This is a genomic window from Micromonospora sp. SYSU B005 (genome assembly GCF_055362685.1).
On the sequence record NZ_JAXCFU010000002.1, the window covers coordinates 17703 to 40056 of the forward strand.

A 22354-nucleotide genomic window follows, 5' to 3' on the forward strand; every position below is an offset into this window, starting at 1 on the left:
CGTCCCAACCGAGGAACCGAACGAGAAGGAGAACGGCGATGGCCGTCGACGACGATGACCGCACCTACCGCGTCGTGATGAACCACGAGGAGCAGTACTCGATCTGGTTCGCCGACCGCGAGCTGCCGGCGGGCTGGACCGCCACCGGCTTCGAGGGCAACCGCGCGGACTGCCTCGCCCACATCGACGAGGTGTGGACCGACATGCGTCCGAAGAGCCTGCGCGAGCGGATGGCCGCCGCGCAGGGCTGAACCGCCCACCGGCCGGGGCGGGTCCGCACGGATCCGTCCCGGCCCGGCCGCCGACCGGCGGCCACCCCTGTCCCATCCCGCTGACAACGAGGCGACGGTGATGAAGGTCTACTCCCACGAACGTCTGGCGCGGCTCGCCGGCGCGCGTGGCATGCCCGAGGAATACCTGCACGACCTGCGGGTCGTCTCCTCGGTGCTGCCGTTCAAGGTCAATCAGTACGTCGTGGACGAGCTCATCGACTGGTCCGCCGTCCCGGACGACCCCATCTTCCGGCTCACGTTCCCGCACCGGGACATGCTGCCGCCGGAGATCTTCGACCACCTGTCGGCGCTGCACCTGTCCGCCGCCGAGCCGGGTGTGATCCGCAAGGCGGCCCGCGACGCCCACGCCCGGCTCAACCCGAACCCGGGCGCCCAGCTCGAGGCGAACGTGCCGACGCACCGGGGACGCCGGCTGCTCGGCGTGCAGCACAAGTACGCCGAGACGGTGCTGGTCTTCCCGTCCCAGGGGCAGACCTGCCACTCCTACTGCGGCTACTGCTTCCGCTGGGCGCAGTTCGTCGGCAACGCCGAGATCCGGCAGGCCGCCTCGGACGTCGGCGACGTGGTCGCGTACCTGGAGGAGAGCCGGGGCGTCACCGACGTCCTGTTCACCGGCGGCGACCCGATGATCATGAGCGCCGCGGTGCTGGAGCGCTGGGTGTCGCCCCTGCTGGACCCGGCCCTCGACCACATCCGCACGCTGCGGTTCGGCACCAAGGCGCTGTCGTACTGGCCGGCCCGGTTCACCACCGACCCGGACGCCGACGACCTGCTGCGCCTCTTCGAGCGGATCACCGCCGCCGGCCGGCACGTCGCGGTGATGGCCCACTTCTCCCACCCCCGGGAACTGGCCACCGACGAGGTCCGCCGGGCGATCGCCCGGATCCGGGCCACCGGTGCGGTGATCCGGGCACAGGCGCCGCTGATCGCGCACGTCAACGACCGGGCGGGGGACTGGGCCACGATGTGGCAGCGCCTGGTGGAACTGGGCGTGATCCCGTACTACATGTTCGTGGAACGTGACACCGGCGCCCGCAGCTACTTCAGCCTGCCGCTGACCCGGGCCTGGCAGATCTACACCGACGCCGTACGGTCGGTGTCCGGCCTGGCGCGGACGGCCCGGGGGCCGGTCATGTCGGCCGCCCCGGGCAAGGTGCTCGTGGACGGCGTCGTGCGCGTCGGCGGGACCGAGATGTTCAGCCTGCGTATGCTCCAGGCCCGCGACGCGGCCCACGTCGGCCGGCAGTTCTTCGCCCGGCACGACCCGGCGGCCGAGTGGTTCGACGACCTGCGTCCCGCCCCCGGCTCCTGGTGGCCGGCATGACCGCCGCCGCCGAACCGGCCCTGACCGCGACCGACGAGGAACAGATGCCGACCGTCACCGATCCGCCGGTGACCGGGCCGGACCGCCCGGTCAGCCTCTGGCGCAACCGCGACTTCAACCTGCTCTGGATCAGCCAGTGCCTGTCCGACCTGGGCACGGCGATGTCGAACCTGGCGATGCCGCTGCTGGTGCTCTTCCTCACCGGCTCGGCCGCGCAGGCCGGTCTGGTCGGCAGCCTGGGGCTGCTCACCACGCTGGCCTGCCGGCTGCCCGCCGGCGTCGTGGCCGACAGGTTCTCCCGCCGTACGCTGCTCATCGTCTGCGACGTGGTCCGGCTGGTGGCGTACCTGGGGCTGGCCGGCGCGGTGCTCGCCGGGGTGGCCGGGCTGCCGATGATCATCGTGGTCACCGTTGTCGGCGCCGCGGCCAACGCGGTCTTCGGCACCGCGGAACACGCGGCGGTCCGCAACCTGGTGCCCGCCGAGCAGCTCACCACCGCTGTCGCGCGCAACGAGGCCCGCTCCTACGGAACCCAGCTCGCCGGGCCGCCGCTCGGTGGCCTGCTCTACGGGCTCGGCCGGTCCCTGCCGTTCGTCGGTAACGCCGTGTCCTATCTGCTCTCGCTGCTGGCGGTGCTGCTCATCCGCCGGCCGATGGAGCAGCCCCGCACCGAGCAGGCGCCGCAGTCCGGCGGCGCGGCGATGGCCGAGGGCATCCGGTTCGTGCTGGCCAACCCGTTCCTGCGGGCGCTGCTGGTGATCGCGGCGCCGCTGAACATGGCCTTCACCGGCATGATCTTCACGATCATCGTGGCCCTGGAGCGGGCCGGCACCGCCTCGGTGGTGGTCGGCCTGGCCAGCACGATCTTCGGTCTGGGCGGGTTCCTCGGCGCGCTGGCCGCGCCGGCGGTCCAGCGCTGGCTGCGGCTGCCGACCCTGGTGATCGTGCTGTGCTGGGCCACCACCGTCCTGATGGCGGCGAGCGCCCTGGTGCCGTCGAGCGTGCTCGCCGCGGTGCCGCTGGCGGCGGCGGTGTTCCTCGCGCCGACCGCCAACGCGGTGCTCTTCGGCTACCAGGCGGCGATCACGCCGGACCGGTTGCAGGGCCGGGTGGTCAGCGTCATCTTCCTGGCCGCCACCTCGGCCGCCGCCCTCGCCCCGGGGCTGGCCGGGCTGCTGCTGGCCCGGTTCCCGGTGGCCGTGACCATGCTGGTCTTCGCCGGGCTCGTCGCGGTCTCGGCGGTGACCGCGACGCTGAGCAGCGGGATCCGGTCGATGAACACGCAGGAGTCGCCGTAACCGCACGGGCGCCCGCGGCCGGCGGCCCGCCGGGAGGCAGGATGGCCTCGGGCCGGCCGTCGGCCGGACGGAGGTGGGGGCGGCGTGATCGAGGGGTGGCACGGCTGGTTCGGCACGATCAACGGGGTCGTGCTGCTCACGGTGGCCGCGTGGCCGGCGGCGGCGCTGGTGGTGTGGGTGCTGGCCCGCCGGCGTGGCGGCGGCGGTCCGGCGTGGCGGCGGTCGCTGGCCGAGGTGGGCATCGCCTACGGGACCGTGCCGTGGGTCTGGATGATCATGCTGCCGGGCGACGGCGCCGGTGTGGTCCCCGGCCGGGTGAGCCTGGTGCCGCTGCGGGACCTGCTCACCGTCCTCGCGGGCGGGCCGCTGACGGTGACGGTCCAGATCGTCGGCAACCTGCTGGTGTTCGCGGCGCTCGGGTTCTTCGGCCCGCTGCGGTTCGCGGCGCTGGCGTCGGTGCCGCGGATCCTGGTGCTCGCGGCCGGCTGCTCGGTCCTGGTCGAGGTCGCGCAGTACGCCCTGCGGCTGGACCGGGTGTCCTCGGTGGACGACGTCCTGCTCAACACCGCCGGCGCCGGCCTGGCCGCGCTGGCGTCGCGCCGCTGGTGGCGTGCACCGGCCGAGTCGTCACCGGTCGCGACCGGCCCGGCGCCGGTTCGCTGAGCGGGCGCGGCCCGGACGGGCGGGACGCACGACGGGCCGGACCCGCAGGCCCGGCCCGTCGCGTGCGTCAGGTCGACGCGGTCATCGTCCGCTCAGCAGATCTTCTTGGCCGCAGCGGTGGTGGCGCCGCCGTGCTCGTACGAGACGAGCAGCGAGGTGCCGGCCGGGAGCGCCCCGGTCAGCGGCAGGACGAGGGTGCCGTCCTTCCGCAGCTCGGCCTTGGCCTCCGCCACGACCCGGGTGCCGTCCCAGAGGAAGGCCCGGGCGGTGCCGGCCTTCTTCACCTGGAGCTGCACGGACACCTTGCTCGCGGTGCGGGTGACCTTCTTGATCTTCACCGTGTTGTCCGCCAGCTTGGCGTAACCACCCGGCGCCACCCCGTCCGAGACGGACTGCAGGAGGGTCTGCGGCGAGTCCACGCTCTGCGCCGCGGTGTCCGGCATGATCGGAGCCTTCGGCGCCGACGGCTTCGCCGCCAGGGCCGGCAGCGTCGCGTTGCCCCAGCGCCACGGGTCGGCCCGTACGCCGCTCCAGGTCGACCAGCCGACCCGGGTCTGCGCGGTCAGATCCTGCGTGTCCGAGTCGTTGACCAGGATGTTCAGGCCCATCCGGTTCGGGTCGATGGTGTCCGGCAGCACGCTGAACGGGATCTTGACCTCGATCCGGTAACCCGTGTACGGGTTGCTGGTCACCACGGAGGCGATCTCCACACCCGGTGCGGTCTCCGGGCCGCCCTGGTGGTTGTCCCGCTCCCGGGCGAAGCACGGCGGGTTTCCGTTGGCCGGGTCGTTCGTGGCCGGGAAGAGCGCCATGTTGAACACCGTGGAGGTGTTCGCCGAGTTGCCGCGCGGGTCGATGCCGAACTCGATGTTGTCGTTACGCCGCGGACGCTTGCAGTCCTCCGGCGGCAGGACGGTGCCGAGCACGTCATCGGTGATGGTGAAGATGGCGTACAGGGCGTCGTCGGTGTGGGTGAGCTGGGCGGTGCCGGAGATGTCCGACGCCGGGGCGGCGGTGCCCTCCCAGCGGGTGGAGATGTCGATGACCTCGCCGGTGTACTCGTGGTCGTGACCGTGGCCGTCCACCGTCGGCGCGGTGGCGGCCTTCGGGATCGTGGTGACCGGGACCAGGTTGAACGCACCCGGCTCGCTCGCGCTGCCACCGGTGTAGCTGGTCTCGATCTGCACCCGGTAGGCGCCGTTGTCCGGGGCCCGGTTGGCCGTCGGCAGCGACGTGTCGGTGTTGGTGACGGTGAACGTCACCGAGGTGCTGGCGCCAGGCCGGAGCCCGCTGTACGGCACCTGCTGCTCGGCCACCGAGAAGCCGGCGGGGACGTTCAGCTTGACCGCGCCGGACTCGACCCGGGTGCCGTGGTTGGTCAGGTTGACCTTGACGCTGCGGGTGCCGCCGCTGGGGATGTTCAGCAGGGACTCGATGAGCGCGTCGAGCTGCTGGGTCTTGTTCCGCACGGTCCAGGCGCGGAAGTCGGCGATCTCCTCCAGCGGCTCCAGGGTGCCGCGCACCGGCGCGGTGCCCTGAACCCGGGCGCTGGTGGTGCCGCTGCCGTCCTTCTTGCTGGTCAGTGTGGCGTCGATCTTGAAGCGGGTGCCCACCTCGACCTGCGCGGGCGGGGTGACCGTGAAGGTCTTCACGACCTCCTTACGCGGGGTCAGCGTGCCCACGTCGCCGTTGCCGCTGACGGTCCAGCCGGCCGGCACGCTCAGGGTGACCTTGGCGCCCGGAACGGCCTTCTCGGCGTACAGGACGGTGTCCACCTTGATGGGCTGGCCGCCGACGGCCTCCCAGGTGCGCGGACGCACGTGGACCTCGGTGCCCAGCGGCAGGCCGCCCGTGGCCCGCAGGGTGGCACCCTGGAGCGCACCGGTGCCGGCGCCCACGTTCGGGTCCGGGTACGGGGTGCGGGTGTCGATCAGCGTCAGCCGGTTGCAGCCGATGGCGTCGGGGTTGGTCGTCGGGAAGGAGCTGTTGCCCCAGCCCTGCGACACGTACTCCCGGCGGGCCCAGGTCTGGACCGTGTTCCACCGGTTGCCGTCGTGGCGCGCCGACTCGTAGCCCTGCCAGGTGCCGAAGACGACGTTGCTGGCCTCGGCCGGCGTGAACGTGGTCTCGCAGGCGGGGCCGTTGCTGGAGGTGCCGCTGCCGCCGGTCTGGAAGATGCGGGAGACCCGCCAGGGCTTGAGCCCCTCGTTCTTGATCTGCTCCGGGAACGCCTTCGGGTCGGCAGCCGCGTAGAAGGCCTCCACGGCCAGCATGGCCGCCTTCTGGTGGTTGCCGTGGTTGCCCTGCGTCGCCGAGGGGTTCATCGTGAGGATGACCTCGGGCTTGGTGGTCCGCAGGACCCGCACGATCCGGGACAGCGTCTCCTGGTGGCCCCAGACCTCCTCGGTCAGGGGAGCGCTGGCGGTGTACCAGAAGTCCAGCGCGTCCAGGTTGTAGATGTGCTCGACGCCGGCCCAGCCGACGGCCTTGCGCTCCTCGGCCTCCCGCAGGATGCCGAGCTCCGGGCCCTCCTCGAGACCGGTGGCGTTGCCGCCGCCCTCGCCGCGGGTGGTGGTGATGACGCCGGCCTTCATGCCGTGATACTCGTTCCAGTATCCGAGCATGCCGAGCTGGCCGGCCTCGTCGTCCGGGTGGGCGCCGATGAACATGATGTCCAGGTCGACCGGCTTGTCGGACTTCTTGGCCTGGGGCTTCGGTGTTGCTTGCTGGGGGTTGGCCTGGGCCGGAGTGGCCAGGCCCAACGACAGCAGACCGCACATGGCGATCGCCGCGCTGGTGCGCCATCTCATGGGCATACCTCTTCGTCTCGAAGCGAGAGTGCTGCGGCTGGGGACGGTCGGCCCGGCACGGGCCGGCTGACACGGTGGCTCGTGCCGGGCCGTGTTGCAGACAGCTGTCCACAGAGGACCGTGAGGTCCTCGGGGGTCGTGGTGCTCGACAACGGGATGGTGGTACTCGCGCACCGTCACGGCGTGAGCGGTACGCACGGTGGCGACGTCGGTCCACCGGAAGGCCTTCGGGCCGTAACCTAGGGATCTTGCGGAGGCGTCGTCAATAGCCCCGGACGACTTTCTTCCTTATCCGAATAAACGATCGTGCCTGCTCAGGGCGATCGCTGGGAGGCCGGCCATGGCCTGTGGACAGGCTATGTCCGGTTTTGGGACCCCAATGTGGACCGTAGGGCTCGGTTTTGCGCGTCATGTCGGGCTGGCCCCGGCCCGACCGGCTTGTCGGCCGCAGAATTTTCCCTGGTCGGCGGACCGAGATCATCTCGTTACTTGACGGCAGAATTTTTTCTCACTAGGAAGAAAGTGTGTCTGACAAAGCCCCGACCAGCCCGGTCAGCCGTGAGCGGTCCCGTGAGATCAAGCGTCTCTCGGTGATCTTGGCCGCCCGGCAGGCCCGGCGGCTGTCCCGAGTGGACCTGGCCGAGATGACCGGCCTCTCGGCGGCCACGGTGACCGCGCTCGTGCGGGAACTCGTCGCCGAGGGCTACCTCATCGAACGCGGGCCCGGCGCACCCACCACCGGCCGGCCACGGGAGATGCTCGAGTTCAACCCCCGCGCCGAGCTCGTCGCGGCGGTGTCACTGGAGCCACCCCGGATCAGCTGCGAGATCGCCGACAGCGAGGGCGCGGTCATCGCGCACCGCGTCGCACGGCTCGGCGCGAACGTGGTGGAGACCGTCTGCGAGTTCGTCCTCGACCTGGTCGGCGACAACCTGCCCTCGCTCCGCGGCGTCGCCATCGCGGTGCCCGGCGTGTCCAGCAACGGCGCGGTACGCCTCGCGCCGTCGGTCGGACTGGTCGAGGCGTGGCCGATCGGCGAATCCGTGCAACGGCGGCTCGGCGTACCCGTGGTCGTCGACAACGACGTGAACCTCATGGCCGCCGGCGAGTGCGTGGCCGGCGCCGGCGCGGACGTGGCGAACCTGCTGCTGATCCACGTGGCCGACGGCATCGGCGCCGGCCTCGTGCTCGACGGCAAGGTCCGCCGCGGCGCCAGCGGAGCCGCCGGCGAGGTCGGCTTCCTGCCGCTGGGCGGCGCGACCGAGCGCCCCTACAGCGGCGTCGGCGAGTTCGAGGCCCGGTGGTCGGTGAACGCCATCGCGGAGCGGGTCGTCGCGCTCAACCCGGGCCGCCGGCCCGAGTCACCGGTACGGGAGCTGAGCGGGCTCGCCGCGACCTCGGCGCCCGCCCGCGAGTACCTCGACGAGGTCCTCGGCGCCTGGGCCGGGCTCATCCTCTCCTGCGCCTGCGTCGTCGATCCGGGGCTGGTGCTGCTCAGCGGCGCCGCGGCGGAACTCGACGACGCGGCCCTCGGCCAGCTCCAGACCCTCGTCTCCGCCCGGACCCCGGCTCCCACCGAGGTACGCCGGGCCACCCTCGGCGACCAGGCCGTGCTGCACGGAGCGATCAGCTACGCGCTCTCGGCAGCGGTGCCCCGCCCCTCGCTTCCCTGACCGAACCCGGCCCCCGACGACCCCCGACCCCGACCCCGCACCCACCACCCCGACCCACCACCCACGTCACCGAACGCCGTCGCGGCGACCCTCGTCCGTACCCACTGACGACAGGTCGCGGCGCGATGCGTCGCGCCCCGGTACGGCGCGACGCGCTGATCTTCCTTCCCCGCTTCCGATAGATCCCCCGCACAATGGAGGTACCAATGAAACGTCGTTTGGCCCTGGCCGTCGCGTTCAGCGCGCTGCTGGCCGTGAGCGCGTGCGGCAGCAGCGACGACGACAAGGACACCGGCTCCTCCGGCTCCGCGCCGGCTGAGAAGGTCGTCATCTACAGCGCCCGCGACAAGTCGGTCACCGACTACGTCGTCGAGCAGTTCACGGCCAAGAACCCCGAGTACAAGGGCAAGGTCGAGGTGCTCAACATGGGCGCCCAGGAGGTGCTCGAGCGGGTCCGCGCCGAGAAGGCCAACCCGCAGGCGTCGGTCTGGTGGGGCGGCACCCAGCAGGGCCTCGCCGCCGGCGCGTCCGAGGGCCTGCTGGAGTCCTGGCAGCCGTCGTTCGCCTCGAAGATCGACGCGCGGTACAAGGACGCCGAGGGCCGCTGGTTCGGCGAGATCCTGCTGCCCGAGGTCATCATGTACAACAACAAGGCGCTCACCCCGGAGACCGCGCCGAAGGACTGGGACGACCTGGTCGACCCGAAGTGGAAAGACAAGATCATCATCCGGGACGTGGCCGCCTCCGGCACCATGCGCTCGATCTACGCCTCGATGATCCAGCGCTTCACGGCCGACGGGTCCAACCCGCAGCCCGGCTACGACTGGCTGCGCAAGCTCGACGCCAACACCGTCGAGTACGCCGCCAACCCCAGCGACCTCTACCTGAAGATGTCGCGTGAGCAGGGCGTGGTCAGCGCCTGGAACCTCCAGGACATCCTGCTGCAGGCCAACGAGAAGATGCCGTTCGGCTACGTGATGCCGGCCTCCGGTGCGCCGGTCCTCGTCGACGGCGTGGCCGCCGTCAAGGGCGGCAACAGCGAGGGCGCGAAGAAGTTCCTCGAGTTCCTGTTCGACGACTCGCTGCGGGCCAGCCTCGCGAAGGACTACTTCCAGATCCCCGCTGTCGAGATCGCCGAGAAGCCCGAGTGGCTGACCAAGCTCGACCTCAAGCCGATGGACGTCGACTGGAACGTGATCGGCAAGAACGAGACCGCCTGGATCACCCACTGGAACGCCCAGATCAAGGGCAAGGGCTAAGACGCTCGGAACCGGGCCGTGCTCCGGCACGGCCCGGCTTCGTCCTGGAAGGACCCACGAAATGATCGATGTCCGACTGACGGCGGTCAGTAAGCGCTTCGCCAAGTCGAGCGACTCCGCGGCGGTCGATGACGTCACCGTCACCATCGGGGCCGGCGAGTTCTTCACGCTGCTCGGGCCGAGCGGTTGTGGCAAGACGACGACGCTGCGCATGGTGGCCGGCTTCTACTTCCCGACCTCCGGTCACATCCACTTCGGCGACGACGACGTCACCCACTGGACGCCGAACAAGCGGGACACCGGCATGGTGTTCCAGAACTACGCCCTGTTCCCGCACATGACGGTGGCGCAGAACGTCGCGTACGGGCTCAAGGTCCGCCGGGTCTCGCGCGCCGAGCAGGCCCGCCGGGTCACCGAGGCGCTCGAGCAGGTGCACCTCGCCGGGTACGGCGACCGGCGCATCGACGCGCTCTCCGGCGGCCAGCAGCAGCGCGTCGCGCTGGCGCGGGCCCTGGTGATCCGTCCCCGCACCATGCTGCTCGACGAGCCGCTGTCGAACCTCGACGCGAAGCTGCGCGAGGAGACCCGCGCCGAGATCCGGCGCATCCAGCGGGAGAGCGGCACCACCTCGATCTACGTCACGCACGACCAGGCCGAGGCGATGGCGATGTCGGACCGGATCGCCGTGATGGAGTCCGGCCGGGTCCAGCAGGTCGGTACCCCGCACGAGGTCTACTACCAGCCCGCGAACGCGTTCGTGGCCCGGTTCATCGGACGCAGCAACGTGCTGAGCCTGCCGGTGACCGGCGCGGCGGAGCAGCGCGTCCACGTGCGCCTGCCCGGCGGCGCCACCATCGAGATCGGCGCACCCGCCGGACACGGGCTCACCGAGGGCGACACCGCACTGGTCTCCGCGCGCCCCGAGCACATCGCGCTCGGCGGCGACGACGACACCGCGGCCATGCGCGGCCGGGTCAGCCACGTCGAGTTCACCGGCATGGCCACCCACGTCACCGTCGACGTCGACGGCGACGAGGTGATGGCCGCCCTGGTCGACGCGCCCGCCGGCATACAGCTCGGCGACGTCGTGGGCCTGCGGCTCACACCCGAGCGGCTCTGGGTGGTCAAGCCGTGACCGCGGCGACCCCGACCGCCCCCGGCTGGGCGGCGGCCCTCGGCCGGCGCCTGGCCGGCGGGGCGAACTCCCGATGGTTCCCCTACCTGCTGGTGCTGCCGCTGGTCCTGGTGCTGTGGGGCTTCGTCGTCCAGCCGATGTTCGCCACCTTCCGGGAGAGCGTCAGCGCCAACGGCACCGACAACTACCTCCAGTTCCTCTCGTCCTCCGGGGTGGCCCGCGAGTCGCTGTTCACCTCGCTGTTCATCTCGGCCGCGAGCGTGCTGCTCTGCGGCGTCGTCGGCGTGGCGATGGCGTTCCTGCTCAAGCGGTTCCACTTCCGCGGCCGGCGGCTCATCGAGGCGTTCATCCTGGTGCCGGCGGCCCTGCCGCCGCTGATCGGCGCCGTGTCGTTCCAGCTGCTCTACAGCAACATCGGCATCGTGCCGCGTGGTCTCCAGGCGCTGCTCGGCACCGACAAGCCGATCCTGGCCTTCGACGGCATCGCCGGCGTGCTGGTGGTGCACACGTTCACCATGTACCCGTTCTTCTACCTGGCCGCCTCCGCGGCGCTGGCCGGGATGGACCCGTCGGTCGAGGAGGCGGCGTACAACCTCGGCGCGGGCCGGGTACGCGTGTGGCGCACCGTCCTGCTGCCGATGCTCACCCCCGCGCTCATCTCGGCGTCGCTGCTGGTCTTCATGACGTCGCTGGCGTCCTACACCGCGCCACTGCTGTTCAACGTCAGCCAGACCATGACGATGCAGATCTACATCAACCGCACCAACGGCGACCTGCCGATGGCCTCGGCTTACGCCTCGGTGCTCGGCATCGTCTCGATCATCTTCCTGCTCGGCATGCGCTGGTACGAGGGACGGCGCAACTACCAGTCGCAGTCCAAGGGCGTCTCGGCGGTCCGGCGGGAGATCACCAACCCGATCGGCCGCTGGCTCGCCCCGCTGGCCTCGGTGCTGGCCACCCTGGTCCTGCTCGCCCCGGTCGGCGCGATCGCGCTCGTCGCGTTCTCCGAGGACCGGTCCTGGACCACCGAGGTGCTGCCGCCGACGTACACGTTCGAGAACTTCGTCACCATCTTCACCGACCCCAAGGCGTTCCAGCCGATCCTCAACTCGGTGCAGATGAGCCTCCTCGCGGTCGTCGGCTGCGTGGTGATCGGCGTGCTCATCGCGTACGCGGTGCGGCGTCTGACGTTCGTCGGCCGCGGCCTGCTCGACGTGGCCGTGATGATCGCCTGGGCGCTGCCCGGCACGGTCGTGGCGATCAACCTGATCTCTGCGTTCAGCACCGGCAACGCGTTCAGCTTCGGGCAGGTGCTGGTCGGCACGTTCTGGATCCTGCCGCTCGCCTACTTCGTGCGGTTCCTGCCGATCGTGTTCCGGTCCAGCTCGGCGACGCTGGCGCTGATCGACCCGTCGCTGGAGGACGCCGCCCGCAACCTCGGCGCCTCCTGGCTGCGCGCCTTCTACACGATCACCGTCCGGTTGATGCTGCCCGGTGTGCTCGCCGGCGCGCTGCTGGCGTTCGTGCACGGCGTCGGCGAGTTCGTCGCCTCGGTGCTCATCTACACCTCGTCGACGGTGCCGATCTCGGTCGCCATCAACAACCGCATGTACAGCTTCGAGCTGGGCACCGCGGCCGCGTACGGCATGCTCCAGGTGCTGCTCATCTTCGTGGTGATGTGGTTCTCCGGGCGGCTGGAGAGCAGCCGCACCGCGACCCGGAGGGCCGAGCAGTGGACGAACTGATCGAACGGTGGCGGACCGGGGGAGGTCTGCTCCCGGTCACCCGGGTTCCCGGGCACGCGTTCGCCGCCGTGACCGAGGCGGCCGACCTGGCGGTGCTGCCGGTCGGCGCGGTCGAGTGGCACGGTCCGCACCTGCCGATCGGAACCGACCTGATCCTGGCCGAGGGCTTCGCCGGGGAACTGGCCACCGGGTCCGCCCGGGCGGTGCTGTTCCCGGCCACGCCGTACGCCGCCTGCCCGGGCCAGACCCGGCAGTGGCCGGGCACCGTGGCGCTGCGGCCGGAGATCGCCGTCGGCTACCTCGCCGACGTGCTCGCCGGCATCGTCGAGGCGGGCTTCACCCGGGTGCTCGTGGTCAACGGGCACGACGCCAACATGTCCACCGTCCGCGCGGCGATGGAGTGGGTGTCCGGCCGGCACCGGGCCAGCATGATGCTGGTGAACTGGTTCCAGCTCGTCGGCCCGGACGAGACCACCGAGATGTTCGGTGAGCTGCCGGCCCGGGGACACGGCGGCGCGTACGAGAGTTCCGCGGTGCTCGGCTTCGACCCGGCCGCGGTACGCCTGGACGCGGCGCCGGACCTGCCGCCCAAGCCGAAACTGCCCACCCCGTACCCGTACGTGCTGGTGGAGTCGCGCCCCGACCCCTGGCAGGGCTGGTCGGGCCACGTCTCGCTGGCAGGTGAGGAGGCCGGCGGCCGGATCCGCGCCACCGCCGGCGCCCGCCTGCGCGAGCTGGTCGGGGCGTGGCTCGCCGCGCCGCTGCCGGGGCCGCCCGGCGCCGACCGGCCCGACCAGCCGACCGGATGACAGTCACGCCCCAGGACCACGCACCACCTCGGGAGGCCTCCATGAGCCCGTCACTGACCGTCTACCAACAGCACCACCTGCGCGTCGTGTTCGACCACCACGTCGCCAACCTCTACCCGGCGATGGTCACGGCCAGCAAGGCCCACGTCGTCATGCTCGCCGAGCAAGGGCTGATCTCCGACGAGGCCGCCGCGACGATGCTGCGCGGCCTGGTCGCCCTCGCCACGGACCGGCCCGGGGAACTGGAGTACGACGGCAGCGTCGAGGACGTCTACTACACGCTGGAGAAGCGCCTCGCCGCCGCGGCCGGCATCGAGGTGTCGCAGTTGAGCGTGCAGCTCGCGCGCAGCCGCAACGACCTCGACGCCGGCGTCTTCCGGATGGTGCTGCGCGACCAGCTGCTCCAGGTGCTCGACGCGCTGCTGGCGACCGGCCGTACCGTGCTGGACCGCGCGGACCGGCACGCCGACGTGGTGATCACCGGTTACACGCACCGCCGCCCGGCCCAGCCGACCAGCATCGGGCACGTCTTCGCCGGCTACGCCGAGGCGCTCGCCGGCGAGGCCGCCGCGTACGCCGGCCTGCTGGACGAGATGAACCGCTCGCCGCTGGGCTCCTGCGCCTTCGCCGGCACCGACCTGGACATCTCGCCCCGCCGGCTGGCCGACCTGCTCGGCTTCGACCAGCTCATCGTCAACTCGTACGAGGCGGTGGCCGGCGCCGACCACCTGGTCCGGGTCGCCACGCTCAACGCGCAGGCGCTCGCCACCGGCGCCCGGCTCGCCCGCACCCTGATGGACTGGCTGAGCTGGGGCTGGGTGGTCACGCCCGGCGAGTTCACCCAGGGCAGCAGCATCATGCCGCAGAAGCGCAACCCGGTGGTGCTGGAACACCTCGTCTCGATGGCCGGCGCCGCCGCCGCCGACGCGGCGAGCGTACTGAACAACGTCGGCGCCGCCTGGTGGGAGGACTCGAACAACGCCACCACCGACGTGCAGTCCCGCCTCTGGGAGGGCGACGACCGGGCGTACCGGTTCTTCTCGCTGCTCGGCGGCCTGATCGAGAAGCTCGATCCGCAGCGCCCGCCGTCCGGAGAGGAGATCGTCGCCTCCGGCGCCACCACCACCGCGGCGGCCGACGCGCTGGCCCGCCGCGGCGTGCCGTTCCGGGGCGCCCACTCGCTGCTCGGCCGGCTGGTGCGCGGCGGCGCGCCGGCGACCTGGACCGAGGAGCTGGTCCGGTCCACCGCGGCCGACCTCGGCCTGGCGCTCGACGACGCCGCGGTACGGGACCTGCTGGCCGCCGCGGTCCGCCCCGAACTCGTGCTGCGCCGCGCCCAGGCCGACGGCCCCGGCGAGGCGGCCGTCCGGGACCAGGTCGGACGACTGTCTACAATGCTCGACGCGGTGCAGGAGCGGGCGCAGGCGTTGCGCGAGCGGCTGACCCGTGCCGACGCGGCTCTCGCCGAGGCGGTCGCGGCGAGGGTAGGCCCGTGACGGGGCGGCAGACGCAGCTGGCCGTGGTCGCGGACGTCGTGTCGCGGCGACCACGTGATCTGGACCGACGGGCCGAAGGGCGATCTGACATCACCATGGAACGACCGGCAAATCCGCGCCTGCTCGGCATCGACTTCGGCGGCACCAAGATGGCCATCGGCGTGGGCGACACCGACGGCCGGCTGCTCGTCTCCGAGCGCCTGCCCACGATCGCCGAGCAGGGCGCGCAGCAGGCCCTCTCCCGGGCCCTGGACCGGGCGTGCGAACTCGCCGAGCAGACCGGCGGCACGATCGTCGCGGCCGGCATCGCCTCGCCCGGCGTCGTCCACGACGACGGCATCGAACTGGCACCGAACGTGCCCGGCTGGGAGCAGTTGCGGCTGGCCGAGGCGGTCCGCGCCCGCCTGAACCTGGCGCACGTGCGGGTGACGAACGACCTGAAGGCGGCGGCCCACGCCGAGTTGCGGCTCGGTGCGCTGCGCGATGCCGATCCGGGACTCGTCGTCGGGCTCGGCACCGGGGTGGCCGCGGCGGTGACGGTGAACGGCGAGGTGCTCCCGGGCCGCCACGGCGCGGCCGGCGAGATCGCCTACGGACTCACCGACCTCAGCTGGCCGCCCCGGCTGGAACCGATGCTGGAGGCGACGTTCTCCGGCCGGGCCCTCGACGAGCTGGCGCAGCGCCTCGGCGTCGACGGCCGGGCGGCCGGCCTGTGCGCGGCCGCGGAGCAGCCCGGCCCGGTACGCGAGCAGCTCCGCCTGCGCGTCGACGAACTGGCCCGCCAGCTGGTCACCTGCTGCCTGCTGCTCGACCCGCAGCGGATCGTGCTGGTCGGCAGCGTCGCCGGCAACGACCTGGTCCGGGAGCTGCTGACCGAACGGCTCACGCACACGCTGCCGTACCCGCCGGAGGTCGTGCTGTCGGACTTCGCGCAGGACGCCGCGCTGCTCGGCGCGCTCGCCATGGCCTGCGAGGCCCAGCCCGCTGTGGTCTGAGCGGGCCGGGCGCCGGGAACGGACCGGGCGGGGCGCGGTGGGGCGCCCCGCCCGGTCCGTTCCCGTTCGCCGGGCGGAACCGGCGGCGTACCTGTGCCGGACGCGCGCCGGGCCGGGGACCGGCGGCTTCGCACCTGCCGAAGGTCCCCGGCCCGGACGTGCGGTTCAGGCGGTGGACGCCTCGGCGCGGCGTACCACCTCGGTGGCGGCGCGCACCACCGCCCGGTCCAGCAGCCGCCCATCGGCGTCGGTGGCCACCCCGGAGCCGCCGCGTTCGGCCTGCTCCAGCGCCGCCAGCACGGCCCGGGCGGAGGCCACCTCGGCTTCGGTGGGGGTGAACACCTCGTTGATCGTCGCGATCTGCCCGGGGTGGATGGCGCTGCGGGCCCGGAAGCCCTGCCGCAGCAGCGCCCGGGTGGTCCGCTCCAGCCGTTCCGGGTCGCGCAGCGTCGTCTCCACCGGCCCGACCGCGGGGGCGATGCCGGCGGCCGCCGACGCGACGACGACCTGGGAGCGGATCGGTGCGAACTCCGCCCGGTCCGGCCCCGGCTGCAACCCCAGCTCACCGGCGAGGTCCGCCTCGCCGAGGCCGAGCCGCAGCACCCGTGGCGCTTCGGCCACCCGCGGCGCGGTGAGCACGCCCCGGGCGGTCTCGATCAGCGCCACCACCCGGAACGCCGGGGCGTCCGGGCCGAGCCGCCGCTGTACCCGGGTCAGCGCGGCGTCGACCTCGGCGAGCAGGTCCGGCTCGGCCTTCGGCACCCAGACCCCGGCCGCGGCGGGGGAGAGCACCTCGACGTCCGCCTCGACCTGGTCGCTGTTGATCCGCACCCACAGCCTGGGCCCGGCCGGCGCGGCGGCGCCCAGGTACCCGGCGACCGTCTCCCGGGCCTGCGCCTTGCGGGCCGGCGTGACCGCGTCCTCCAGGTCGAGCACGAGCGCGTCCGCGCCCCGCCCGGCCGCCTTGTCCAGCAGGTCCGCCCGGTCGCCCGGCACGTACAGGTAGCTGCGCGCCACCGCCGCCATCAGTCGTTCCCCCTACCGCTGCGGGCGGGCGAGGTAGCGGCCGGTCGGCTCGCCGGTCACCTTGCCGTCGACGAGCACGTGCTGCCCGCGGACGAAGGTGTCGGTGACCCGGGCGGTCAGCTCGAAGCCCTCGAACGGCGTGTACTCCTGCGTCGACTCGGAGTCCTCGGCGCGCACCGTCCAGGTCGAGTTCGGGTCGACCAGGCAGATGTCGGCGTCGTACCCCTGCGCGATGGCGCCCTTGTTGCGCAGGCCGAAGCGCTGGGCCGGGTTCCACGAGGTCAGCTCCGCCACCCGCTGGTACGACAGGCCGCGCCGGTTGCCCTCGGTGACCAGGCCGGGCAGCAGGTACTCGGCGCCGCCGAAGCCGGACTTGGCGACGAAGATGTCGTCGCGCGGCTCACCGAACTTGACCTCGTCCTTGCAGCAGGCGTGGTCGCTGACCACCCAGTCGATCTTGCCGTCCAGGACGTACCCCCAGAGCGCCTCGACGTCGGCGCGCGGGCGCAGCGGCGGGTTGACCTTGCCGCCCAGGCCGTGCGCGGTGTCGATGTCGGCGACCAGGTGGCCGATGGTGACCTCGCGGCGGAAGTCGATGTGCGGGAACGCCCGCGCCATCCGCAGCGCCGCGTCGACAGCCTTCTCCGACGTCAGGTGCAGCAGGTTGATCTTCGGCAGCCCGGTCTCGTGCGCCAGGTACGACGCGATCGACACGGCCAGCCCCTCGGAGTGCGGCGGCCGCGACGCGTGGTACGCCTCCAGCCCGCGCAGCGTGCCGTCCTGCTCGACCTGCTTGGTGTACGCGCTCATGATCTCGGCGGTCTCGCAGTGCAGCGACAGCGAGATCTCGTCGGCCAGCTCGGGGAAACGCTCCCGGGCCGCCTGGACGCCCCGCATCACGAACTCGAAGTGGGCGTAGTCGTACCGCTCGCCCTCCGGGATCATCAGGAACGAGTTCTGGTCGGCGGATCGGCCGTGCAGGCCGTGGCTGCCGTAGAACATGAAGATCTTGAACGAGGTGACGCCGTGCTCCTCGACCAGCGACGGCACCTCGCCGATGTGCTCCCGCGACATCGGCGCCAGGTGGAAGCCGTAGTCGATGTAGGAGCGGCCCTCGGTCGCGGACAGCACCTCGGGGAAGAAGTCGGCGTACCGGCCGCCCCGGTTGAGGTAGTACTGCCCGGTGCGCATGTAGTTCAGCGCCGTGGTGACGCCGCCCTGCACCGAGGCGCGGCTCTCCGAGACGGCGTCCTCGCTCAGCGGGTTGTAGATGCCCCAGTGCTGGTGCGCGTCCACCACGCCGGGGAAGGCGAGCCGGCCGCCGCCGTCGACGACCTGGGCGGCCTCCGCCTGGTCGATCTGCGGGGCGACGCGGCTGATCCGCCCGTCGGTGACGCCGATGTCCATCTGCTCGGGTTCGGGCCGGTCGTGCCGGACCACGCGGACGTTCGTCAGCAGCAGGTCGTAGGTGCTCATGGTGTTGCTCCTCGTGCTCGGTTCAGCGGCGGTTGATCAGGCCCATCAGGCCGTGGACGTCGGGGGCCCGGTCCAGCCGGTGGACCTCCTCGGTGATGCGGTCGGCGGTCGCCTCCGGCAGGGCGGCGGCGTTGGTGCGGAACTTGACCGCCAGTTCGGCGTCGCTGAGCGGACGCTGCGGCCCACCCCGGTTGGCGAGCACCTCCTGCACCCACTCCCGCCCGTCGCGGGTGACCACCCGCAGCACGGCCGGGAACTGGTGCGGGAAGATCGCGTCGCACCGCTCGTCGCCCACCACGTCGACGAGCGCCATCAGCGCCCGCCGCTGCGGGTCGTGCGCGAGGGCGTCGGTGAAATCGGCGAGGTCCACGCCCAGACCGCCGCCGCCGATCAGGCCGGCGACCACCGCGTACGGGCCGCTGAACTGCGCCTCGTAGCCGGTCTGCGGCGCCCGCTTGCGCTCGATGGGCTGGCCGATGGTGCGCACCGTCGGCGTCGGCACGCCGAGGGTGATCGACTCGATCTGGTCCAGCGGCAGCCCACGCTCGCGCAGCGCGATCGCCGCGTCGATGGCGGCGTGGGTGAAGTGGTTCGCCGGGTACGGCTTGAAGAAGATGCCCGGTACCGCCCAGTCGGTGCCGAGCCCGCGGACGATCTCGTCGCCGTCGAACTCGCCGCGCAGGAACGCCTGGAAGAAGCCGAAGCGTCCCTCCAGCACGGTCGGCGGCCCGGTCACGCCGTGCCGGGCCAGCTGCGCGGCGCTCACCGCCGCGTGCGCCGCCCAGCCGCAGTGGATCCGCTTGACGGTGCCGCCGTTGCGGTTGGACTCGATCAGACCGGCCGCCATCGAGGCGGACACGCCGAGCGCGTCGAGCGCGCCGTCGGCGTCCAGCTTCAGCAGCCGGGCTGCCGCCACCGCGCCGCCGAGCGTGCCGCAGATCGAGGTGGCGTGCTGCCCGTGCTCGAAGAAGACGGAGTTGCCGGCGGCCGGGTCGTACCCGGCCATGCCGAGCCGGACGCACACCTCCAGGCCCACCGCGATGGCCGCGACCGTCTCCCGCCCGGACGCCCCGGACGCCTCGGCGGCGGCCAGCGCGGCCGGCACCACCGACGCGCTGGGGTGCAGCACCGACGGCAGGTGCGTGTCGTCGTAGTCGAGCGAGTGCGCCAGCACGCCGTTGGCGAACGCGGCCAGCGCCGCGGGCGCCTTCTCGTCCAGGCCGACGACGGTGGCCTGGCCGCGGCCACCCTGCTCCTCGACGTAGGCGAGGGCCGCCTGGCTGGTCGGCAGCGGCCGGGCCGCCACGCAGAGGCCGAGCACGTCCAGGACGCGGGCCCGGACGCTGGCGACCACCTCGTCGGGCAGCGTCTCGGCGGCGGTGTCGGCGGCGAAGGTGGCCAGGTGGCGGCCCAGGGTCGGCTCAGCCACGGCTGATCACCGCCAGCGGGCGCACCGGGGAGCCGGTGGCGCCGTACAGCGGCAGCGGCGCCATCACGAAGGTGAACTCGTGCACCCCGTCGCGGGCCAGCTCCTCCAGTGCCATCGTCTCGATCAGGTAGATGCCGTGCTCCACCAGCAGGATGCGGTGCGCCGGCAGCGAGCTGTGGCCCTTGCCCGGGTGCAGGCACTCGAAGGCGATGGTGTCGGCGCCGGCCGCGTGTACGCCGCGCTGCGCCAGCCAGGTGGCGCCGTCCGCGCCGACCCCGGGTACGCCGGAGTCCTTGCCGATGTACTGGTTGCGGTCCTCGTGGTCGAACAGCCGGCCCCACCCGCTGCGGATGAGCACGACGTCACCGGCGCCCACCGGCGTGCCCTGCCGGGACACCGCGGCATCCAGGTCGGCGGGCGTGATCTCGTAGCCGGGCTCGCAGGCCTCCACGCCCAGCGCGGCGGGCACGTCCAGCAGCACGCCGCGGCGGACCATCGGCGCGACGGTGTGCACGCCCAGCTCGTCGAACCGGCCACCGACCTGCGCGTCGGCGGCGTCGGCGCCGCCGTGCAGCCGGCCGTCCTGGGAGACGTGCGCGAGCGCGTCGACGTGCGTGCCGACGTGCGTGCCCATCACCAGCAGGTCGTTGGCGGCTGAGCCGCCGTCGGCGCGCACCATGTCGCCGTGGCGGCGCGGCAGGGTGAGCCCGAACGCCGGGTGGTTCGGTGACTGCGGCATGCCGACGGTCAGCCGCCGGCCCAGGTCGTAGATCGTGACACCGGCCTGCACGGCGTCGAGCAGGCGGTCGGCGGTTCTGGCTGTGGTGCCCACGGGGTTCCTCGCGTTTCGGCTGTCGGCGTCGTCAGGCGACGACGCCACGGGCTTTCAGGTCGGCGATCTCGGCCGGGTCGCAGCCGAGTTCCTCGACGAGCAGGGCGTCGGTGTCGGCGCCGGGGGAGCGTCCGGTGAACCGGATCCGGCCCGGCGTCTCCGACATCCGCCACATGACGTTGTGCATCCGCATCGGGCCGAGGTCGGGATCGTCGACCGTGGTGATCATCTCGGTGGCCTGCACGTGCGGGTCCTCGACGATGTCCTTGGCGCTGTAGACCGGTGCGACGGCGGCGCCGGCCTCGGCGAACGCCGCGGCCACCTCGTCGCGGGTGCGCTCGGCGATCCACGAGCCCACGTACTCGTCGAGCAGGTCCGCGTGCGCCACCCGCCCGACGCCGGTACGGAACCACGGCTCGTCGATCACCTCGGGGTGGCCCACCAGCCGCAGCACCCGCTCGGCGATGGCCTGGGCGCTGGTGGAGATCGCCACCCACGACCCGTCCTTGGTCTGGTACGTGTTGCGCGGCGCGTTGTTCGTCGAGCGGTTGCCCTGCCGCTGCTCCACCACGCCGAGCTGGTCGTAGACGGTGGGGCCGGGACCGACAGCGGTCATGATCGGCTCCAGCAGGCTCATGTCGACGACCTGGCCCCGGCCGCCGGAGCGCTCCCGGTGCCACAGCGCCATCATCACCGCCGACGAGGTGGCGATGCCGCAGATGCTGTCGGCCAGCCCGAACGCGGGCAGCGTCGGCGGGCCGTCGGCCGTGCCGGTCAGGTGGGCGAAGCCGCTCATCGCCTCGGCCAGCGTGCCGAACCCGGCGCGGGAGGCGTACGGGCCGGTCTGCCCGAAGCCGGTGATCCGGGCGATCACCAGGCCGGGGTTGACCCGGTGCAGCTCCTCCGGGCCGATGCCCCAGCGCTCCAGCGTGCCCGGGCGGAAGTTCTCCACCAGCACGTCGGCCCGCTCGGCCAGCCGCAGCAGCAGCGCCGCGCCGTCCGGCGCGGACAGGTTCAGCCCGATCAGCCGCTTGTTGCGGGAGATCTCCTTCCACCACAGGGGATGGCCGTCCTTGGTCTTGCCGTGGCCGCGCATGCTGTCACCCATGGTCGGGTGCTCGATCTTCACCACGTCGGCGCCGTAGTCGCCGAGGATCTGACAGCACAGCGGTCCGGCGAGGATCGTCGAGACGTCCAGCACGCGCAGGCCCGTCAGCGGTCCGTCACTCACCTGTTCCACCTCCCCAGTTCTGTTCCTGACCCGTCCGTCCGGCGGCACGTTGCGCCGGCGGCCGGAAACCCAGTTCGGCGGATATCTCCGCCGCCGCCGCGGCGACCAGCGCGCCGTGCGCGGCGCAGACCTCCGGGGTGAACCGGTTCTGCGGCCCGCACAGCGAGATCGAGCCGAACACCTGCCCGGTCGCGTAGCGCACCGGCGCGGCCACGCTGCCCGCGCCGTTCTGCCGCTCGCCCATGCTCACCGCGTACCCCTGGCGGCGGACCCGGCCCAGCTCGGACCGCAGCTTCGCGGTGGAGGTGATGGTGGCCGAGGTGACCGCGTCCAGCGGGTGGTGGTCGAGGTAGTCCTCGATCTCCGCGTCCGGCAGCGCCGCGAGGATCGCCTTCGACGACGACCCGGAGTGCAGCGCGTGGCTGGTGCCCAGGGACACCGACATGCGTACCTCGTGCGGCGAGAGCACCTGGTCGATGTAGACGCGGGTCCAGCCCTGCCGCACCGACAGCGTCGCGGTCTCGCCGCTGTCGCGCACCAGCCGGACCAGGTACCGGCGGGCGATGTCCGGCACGTCCAGCGCGCGCAGCGCGGCCAGTCCCACCGCCAGCGCGCCGCTGCCCAGCCGGTACCGCTTGGTCTCCTCGTTGAAGGTGAGGAAGCTGTCGGCCACCAGTTCCTTGAGGATCCGGTGCGCGACCGCCTTGGGCAGTCCCAGCTCCCGCGCGATCGTCGACACGCCGAGGGTCTCCGGCGCCCGTTCGGCGATGATGTTGACGATGTCGAGGGCGCGTCCGAGGCCGGAACGGGTCCGGCCGGCGGTGGCGCTCTCGACAACCGCTGTGGTGATCATCTTCTCT

The 22354-nt window shown here is 72.4% G+C and carries 18 protein-coding genes; 11 read left to right on the plus strand and 7 right to left on the minus strand.

Annotated features, from left to right (window positions below):
• The first annotated feature begins 38 nt into the window (after nucleotides 1-38).
• The 4 genes from SM452_RS05345 (at nucleotide 39) to SM452_RS05360 (ending at nucleotide 3578) form a co-directional block, all read left to right on the plus strand.
• Entirely contained in the window at nucleotides 39-251 is a 213-nt protein-coding gene (locus SM452_RS05345; RefSeq protein ID WP_135240728.1) for an MbtH family protein, read from the plus strand.
• 100 nt (nucleotides 252-351) lie between these two features.
• A complete protein-coding gene (locus tag SM452_RS05350; protein ID WP_366625994.1) occupies nucleotides 352-1617 on the plus strand; it encodes a KamA family radical SAM protein in 1266 nt (421 codons plus the stop codon).
• The gene (locus SM452_RS05355; RefSeq protein WP_262011984.1) at nucleotides 1614-2915 is read left to right on the plus strand and encodes an MFS transporter; all 1302 of its coding nucleotides are present in this window, start codon (nucleotides 1614-1616) and stop codon (nucleotides 2913-2915) included. Before SM452_RS05350 ends, SM452_RS05355 begins: the two co-directional genes overlap by 4 nt.
• Nucleotides 2916-2999: 84 nt before the next feature.
• Entirely contained in the window at nucleotides 3000-3578 is a 579-nt protein-coding gene (locus tag SM452_RS05360) for a VanZ family protein (RefSeq protein WP_355509901.1), read from the plus strand.
• Between the two features lie 92 nt (nucleotides 3579-3670).
• Here SM452_RS05360 and SM452_RS05365 read toward each other — a convergent pair whose 3' ends face one another.
• Nucleotides 3671-6388, minus strand: coding sequence for a sugar-binding protein (locus SM452_RS05365; RefSeq protein ID WP_463839397.1), 2718 nt, complete (start codon nucleotides 6386-6388; stop codon nucleotides 3671-3673).
• Nucleotides 6389-6912: 524 nt separating this feature from the next.
• Here SM452_RS05365 and SM452_RS05370 point away from each other — a divergent pair.
• The 7 genes from SM452_RS05370 (at nucleotide 6913) to SM452_RS05400 (ending at nucleotide 15500) form a co-directional block, all read left to right on the plus strand.
• Nucleotides 6913-8061, plus strand: coding sequence for an ROK family transcriptional regulator (locus tag SM452_RS05370; protein WP_262011981.1), 1149 nt, complete (start codon nucleotides 6913-6915; stop codon nucleotides 8059-8061).
• Between the two features lie 206 nt (nucleotides 8062-8267).
• Nucleotides 8268-9320, plus strand: coding sequence for an extracellular solute-binding protein (locus SM452_RS05375; RefSeq protein WP_262011980.1), 1053 nt, complete (start codon nucleotides 8268-8270; stop codon nucleotides 9318-9320).
• A 61-nt stretch (nucleotides 9321-9381) separates the two neighbouring features.
• Nucleotides 9382-10455, plus strand: coding sequence for an ABC transporter ATP-binding protein (locus SM452_RS05380; protein WP_135240724.1), 1074 nt, complete (start codon nucleotides 9382-9384; stop codon nucleotides 10453-10455).
• On the plus strand, nucleotides 10452-12200 hold the full coding sequence (locus SM452_RS05385) for an ABC transporter permease (RefSeq protein WP_318334551.1): 1749 nt from the start codon (nucleotides 10452-10454) through the stop codon (nucleotides 12198-12200). Before SM452_RS05380 ends, SM452_RS05385 begins: the two co-directional genes overlap by 4 nt.
• Nucleotides 12188-13009, plus strand: coding sequence for a creatininase family protein (locus SM452_RS05390; RefSeq protein ID WP_262011977.1), 822 nt, complete (start codon nucleotides 12188-12190; stop codon nucleotides 13007-13009). Before SM452_RS05385 ends, SM452_RS05390 begins: the two co-directional genes overlap by 13 nt.
• A gap of 41 nt (nucleotides 13010-13050) precedes the next feature.
• Nucleotides 13051-14505: an argininosuccinate lyase gene (locus tag SM452_RS05395; protein ID WP_262011976.1), complete on the plus strand. Its 1455-nt coding sequence runs from the start codon at nucleotides 13051-13053 to the stop codon at nucleotides 14503-14505.
• Between the two features lie 95 nt (nucleotides 14506-14600).
• Complete coding sequence (locus SM452_RS05400) at nucleotides 14601-15500, plus strand: ROK family protein (RefSeq protein ID WP_463839398.1); 900 nt, start codon at nucleotides 14601-14603, stop codon at nucleotides 15498-15500.
• A gap of 165 nt (nucleotides 15501-15665) precedes the next feature.
• Here SM452_RS05400 and SM452_RS05405 read toward each other — a convergent pair whose 3' ends face one another.
• Genes SM452_RS05405 through SM452_RS05430 form a run of 6 tightly spaced genes read right to left on the minus strand, consistent with a single transcriptional unit; the run spans nucleotide 15666 to nucleotide 22347 of the window.
• Nucleotides 15666-16526: an HpcH/HpaI aldolase/citrate lyase family protein gene (locus SM452_RS05405; protein ID WP_463839399.1), complete on the minus strand. Its 861-nt coding sequence runs from the start codon at nucleotides 16524-16526 to the stop codon at nucleotides 15666-15668.
• A 12-nt stretch (nucleotides 16527-16538) separates the two neighbouring features.
• A complete protein-coding gene (locus SM452_RS05410; RefSeq protein WP_355509883.1) occupies nucleotides 16539-18002 on the minus strand; it encodes a dihydroorotase in 1464 nt (487 codons plus the stop codon).
• Nucleotides 18003-18024: 22 nt separating this feature from the next.
• Nucleotides 18025-19431, minus strand: a complete 1407-nt coding sequence (locus tag SM452_RS05415) for an MmgE/PrpD family protein (protein ID WP_262011970.1) — start codon at nucleotides 19429-19431, stop codon at nucleotides 18025-18027.
• Nucleotides 19424-20263 carry a cyclase family protein gene (locus tag SM452_RS05420; protein WP_262011969.1) on the minus strand — a complete coding sequence of 280 codons (840 nt, stop codon included), beginning with the start codon at nucleotides 20261-20263 and terminating at the stop codon, nucleotides 19424-19426. The genes SM452_RS05415 and SM452_RS05420 overlap by 8 nt, the downstream gene beginning before the upstream one ends.
• A 31-nt stretch (nucleotides 20264-20294) precedes the next feature.
• Nucleotides 20295-21494 (minus strand): CaiB/BaiF CoA transferase family protein, encoded by a 1200-nt coding sequence (locus SM452_RS05425; protein ID WP_463839400.1) that lies wholly within the window; start codon nucleotides 21492-21494, stop codon nucleotides 20295-20297.
• Nucleotides 21487-22347 (minus strand): IclR family transcriptional regulator, encoded by an 861-nt coding sequence (locus tag SM452_RS05430; RefSeq protein WP_043323194.1) that lies wholly within the window; start codon nucleotides 22345-22347, stop codon nucleotides 21487-21489. Before SM452_RS05430 ends, SM452_RS05425 begins: the two co-directional genes overlap by 8 nt.
• Nucleotides 22348-22354 lie beyond the last annotated feature (7 nt).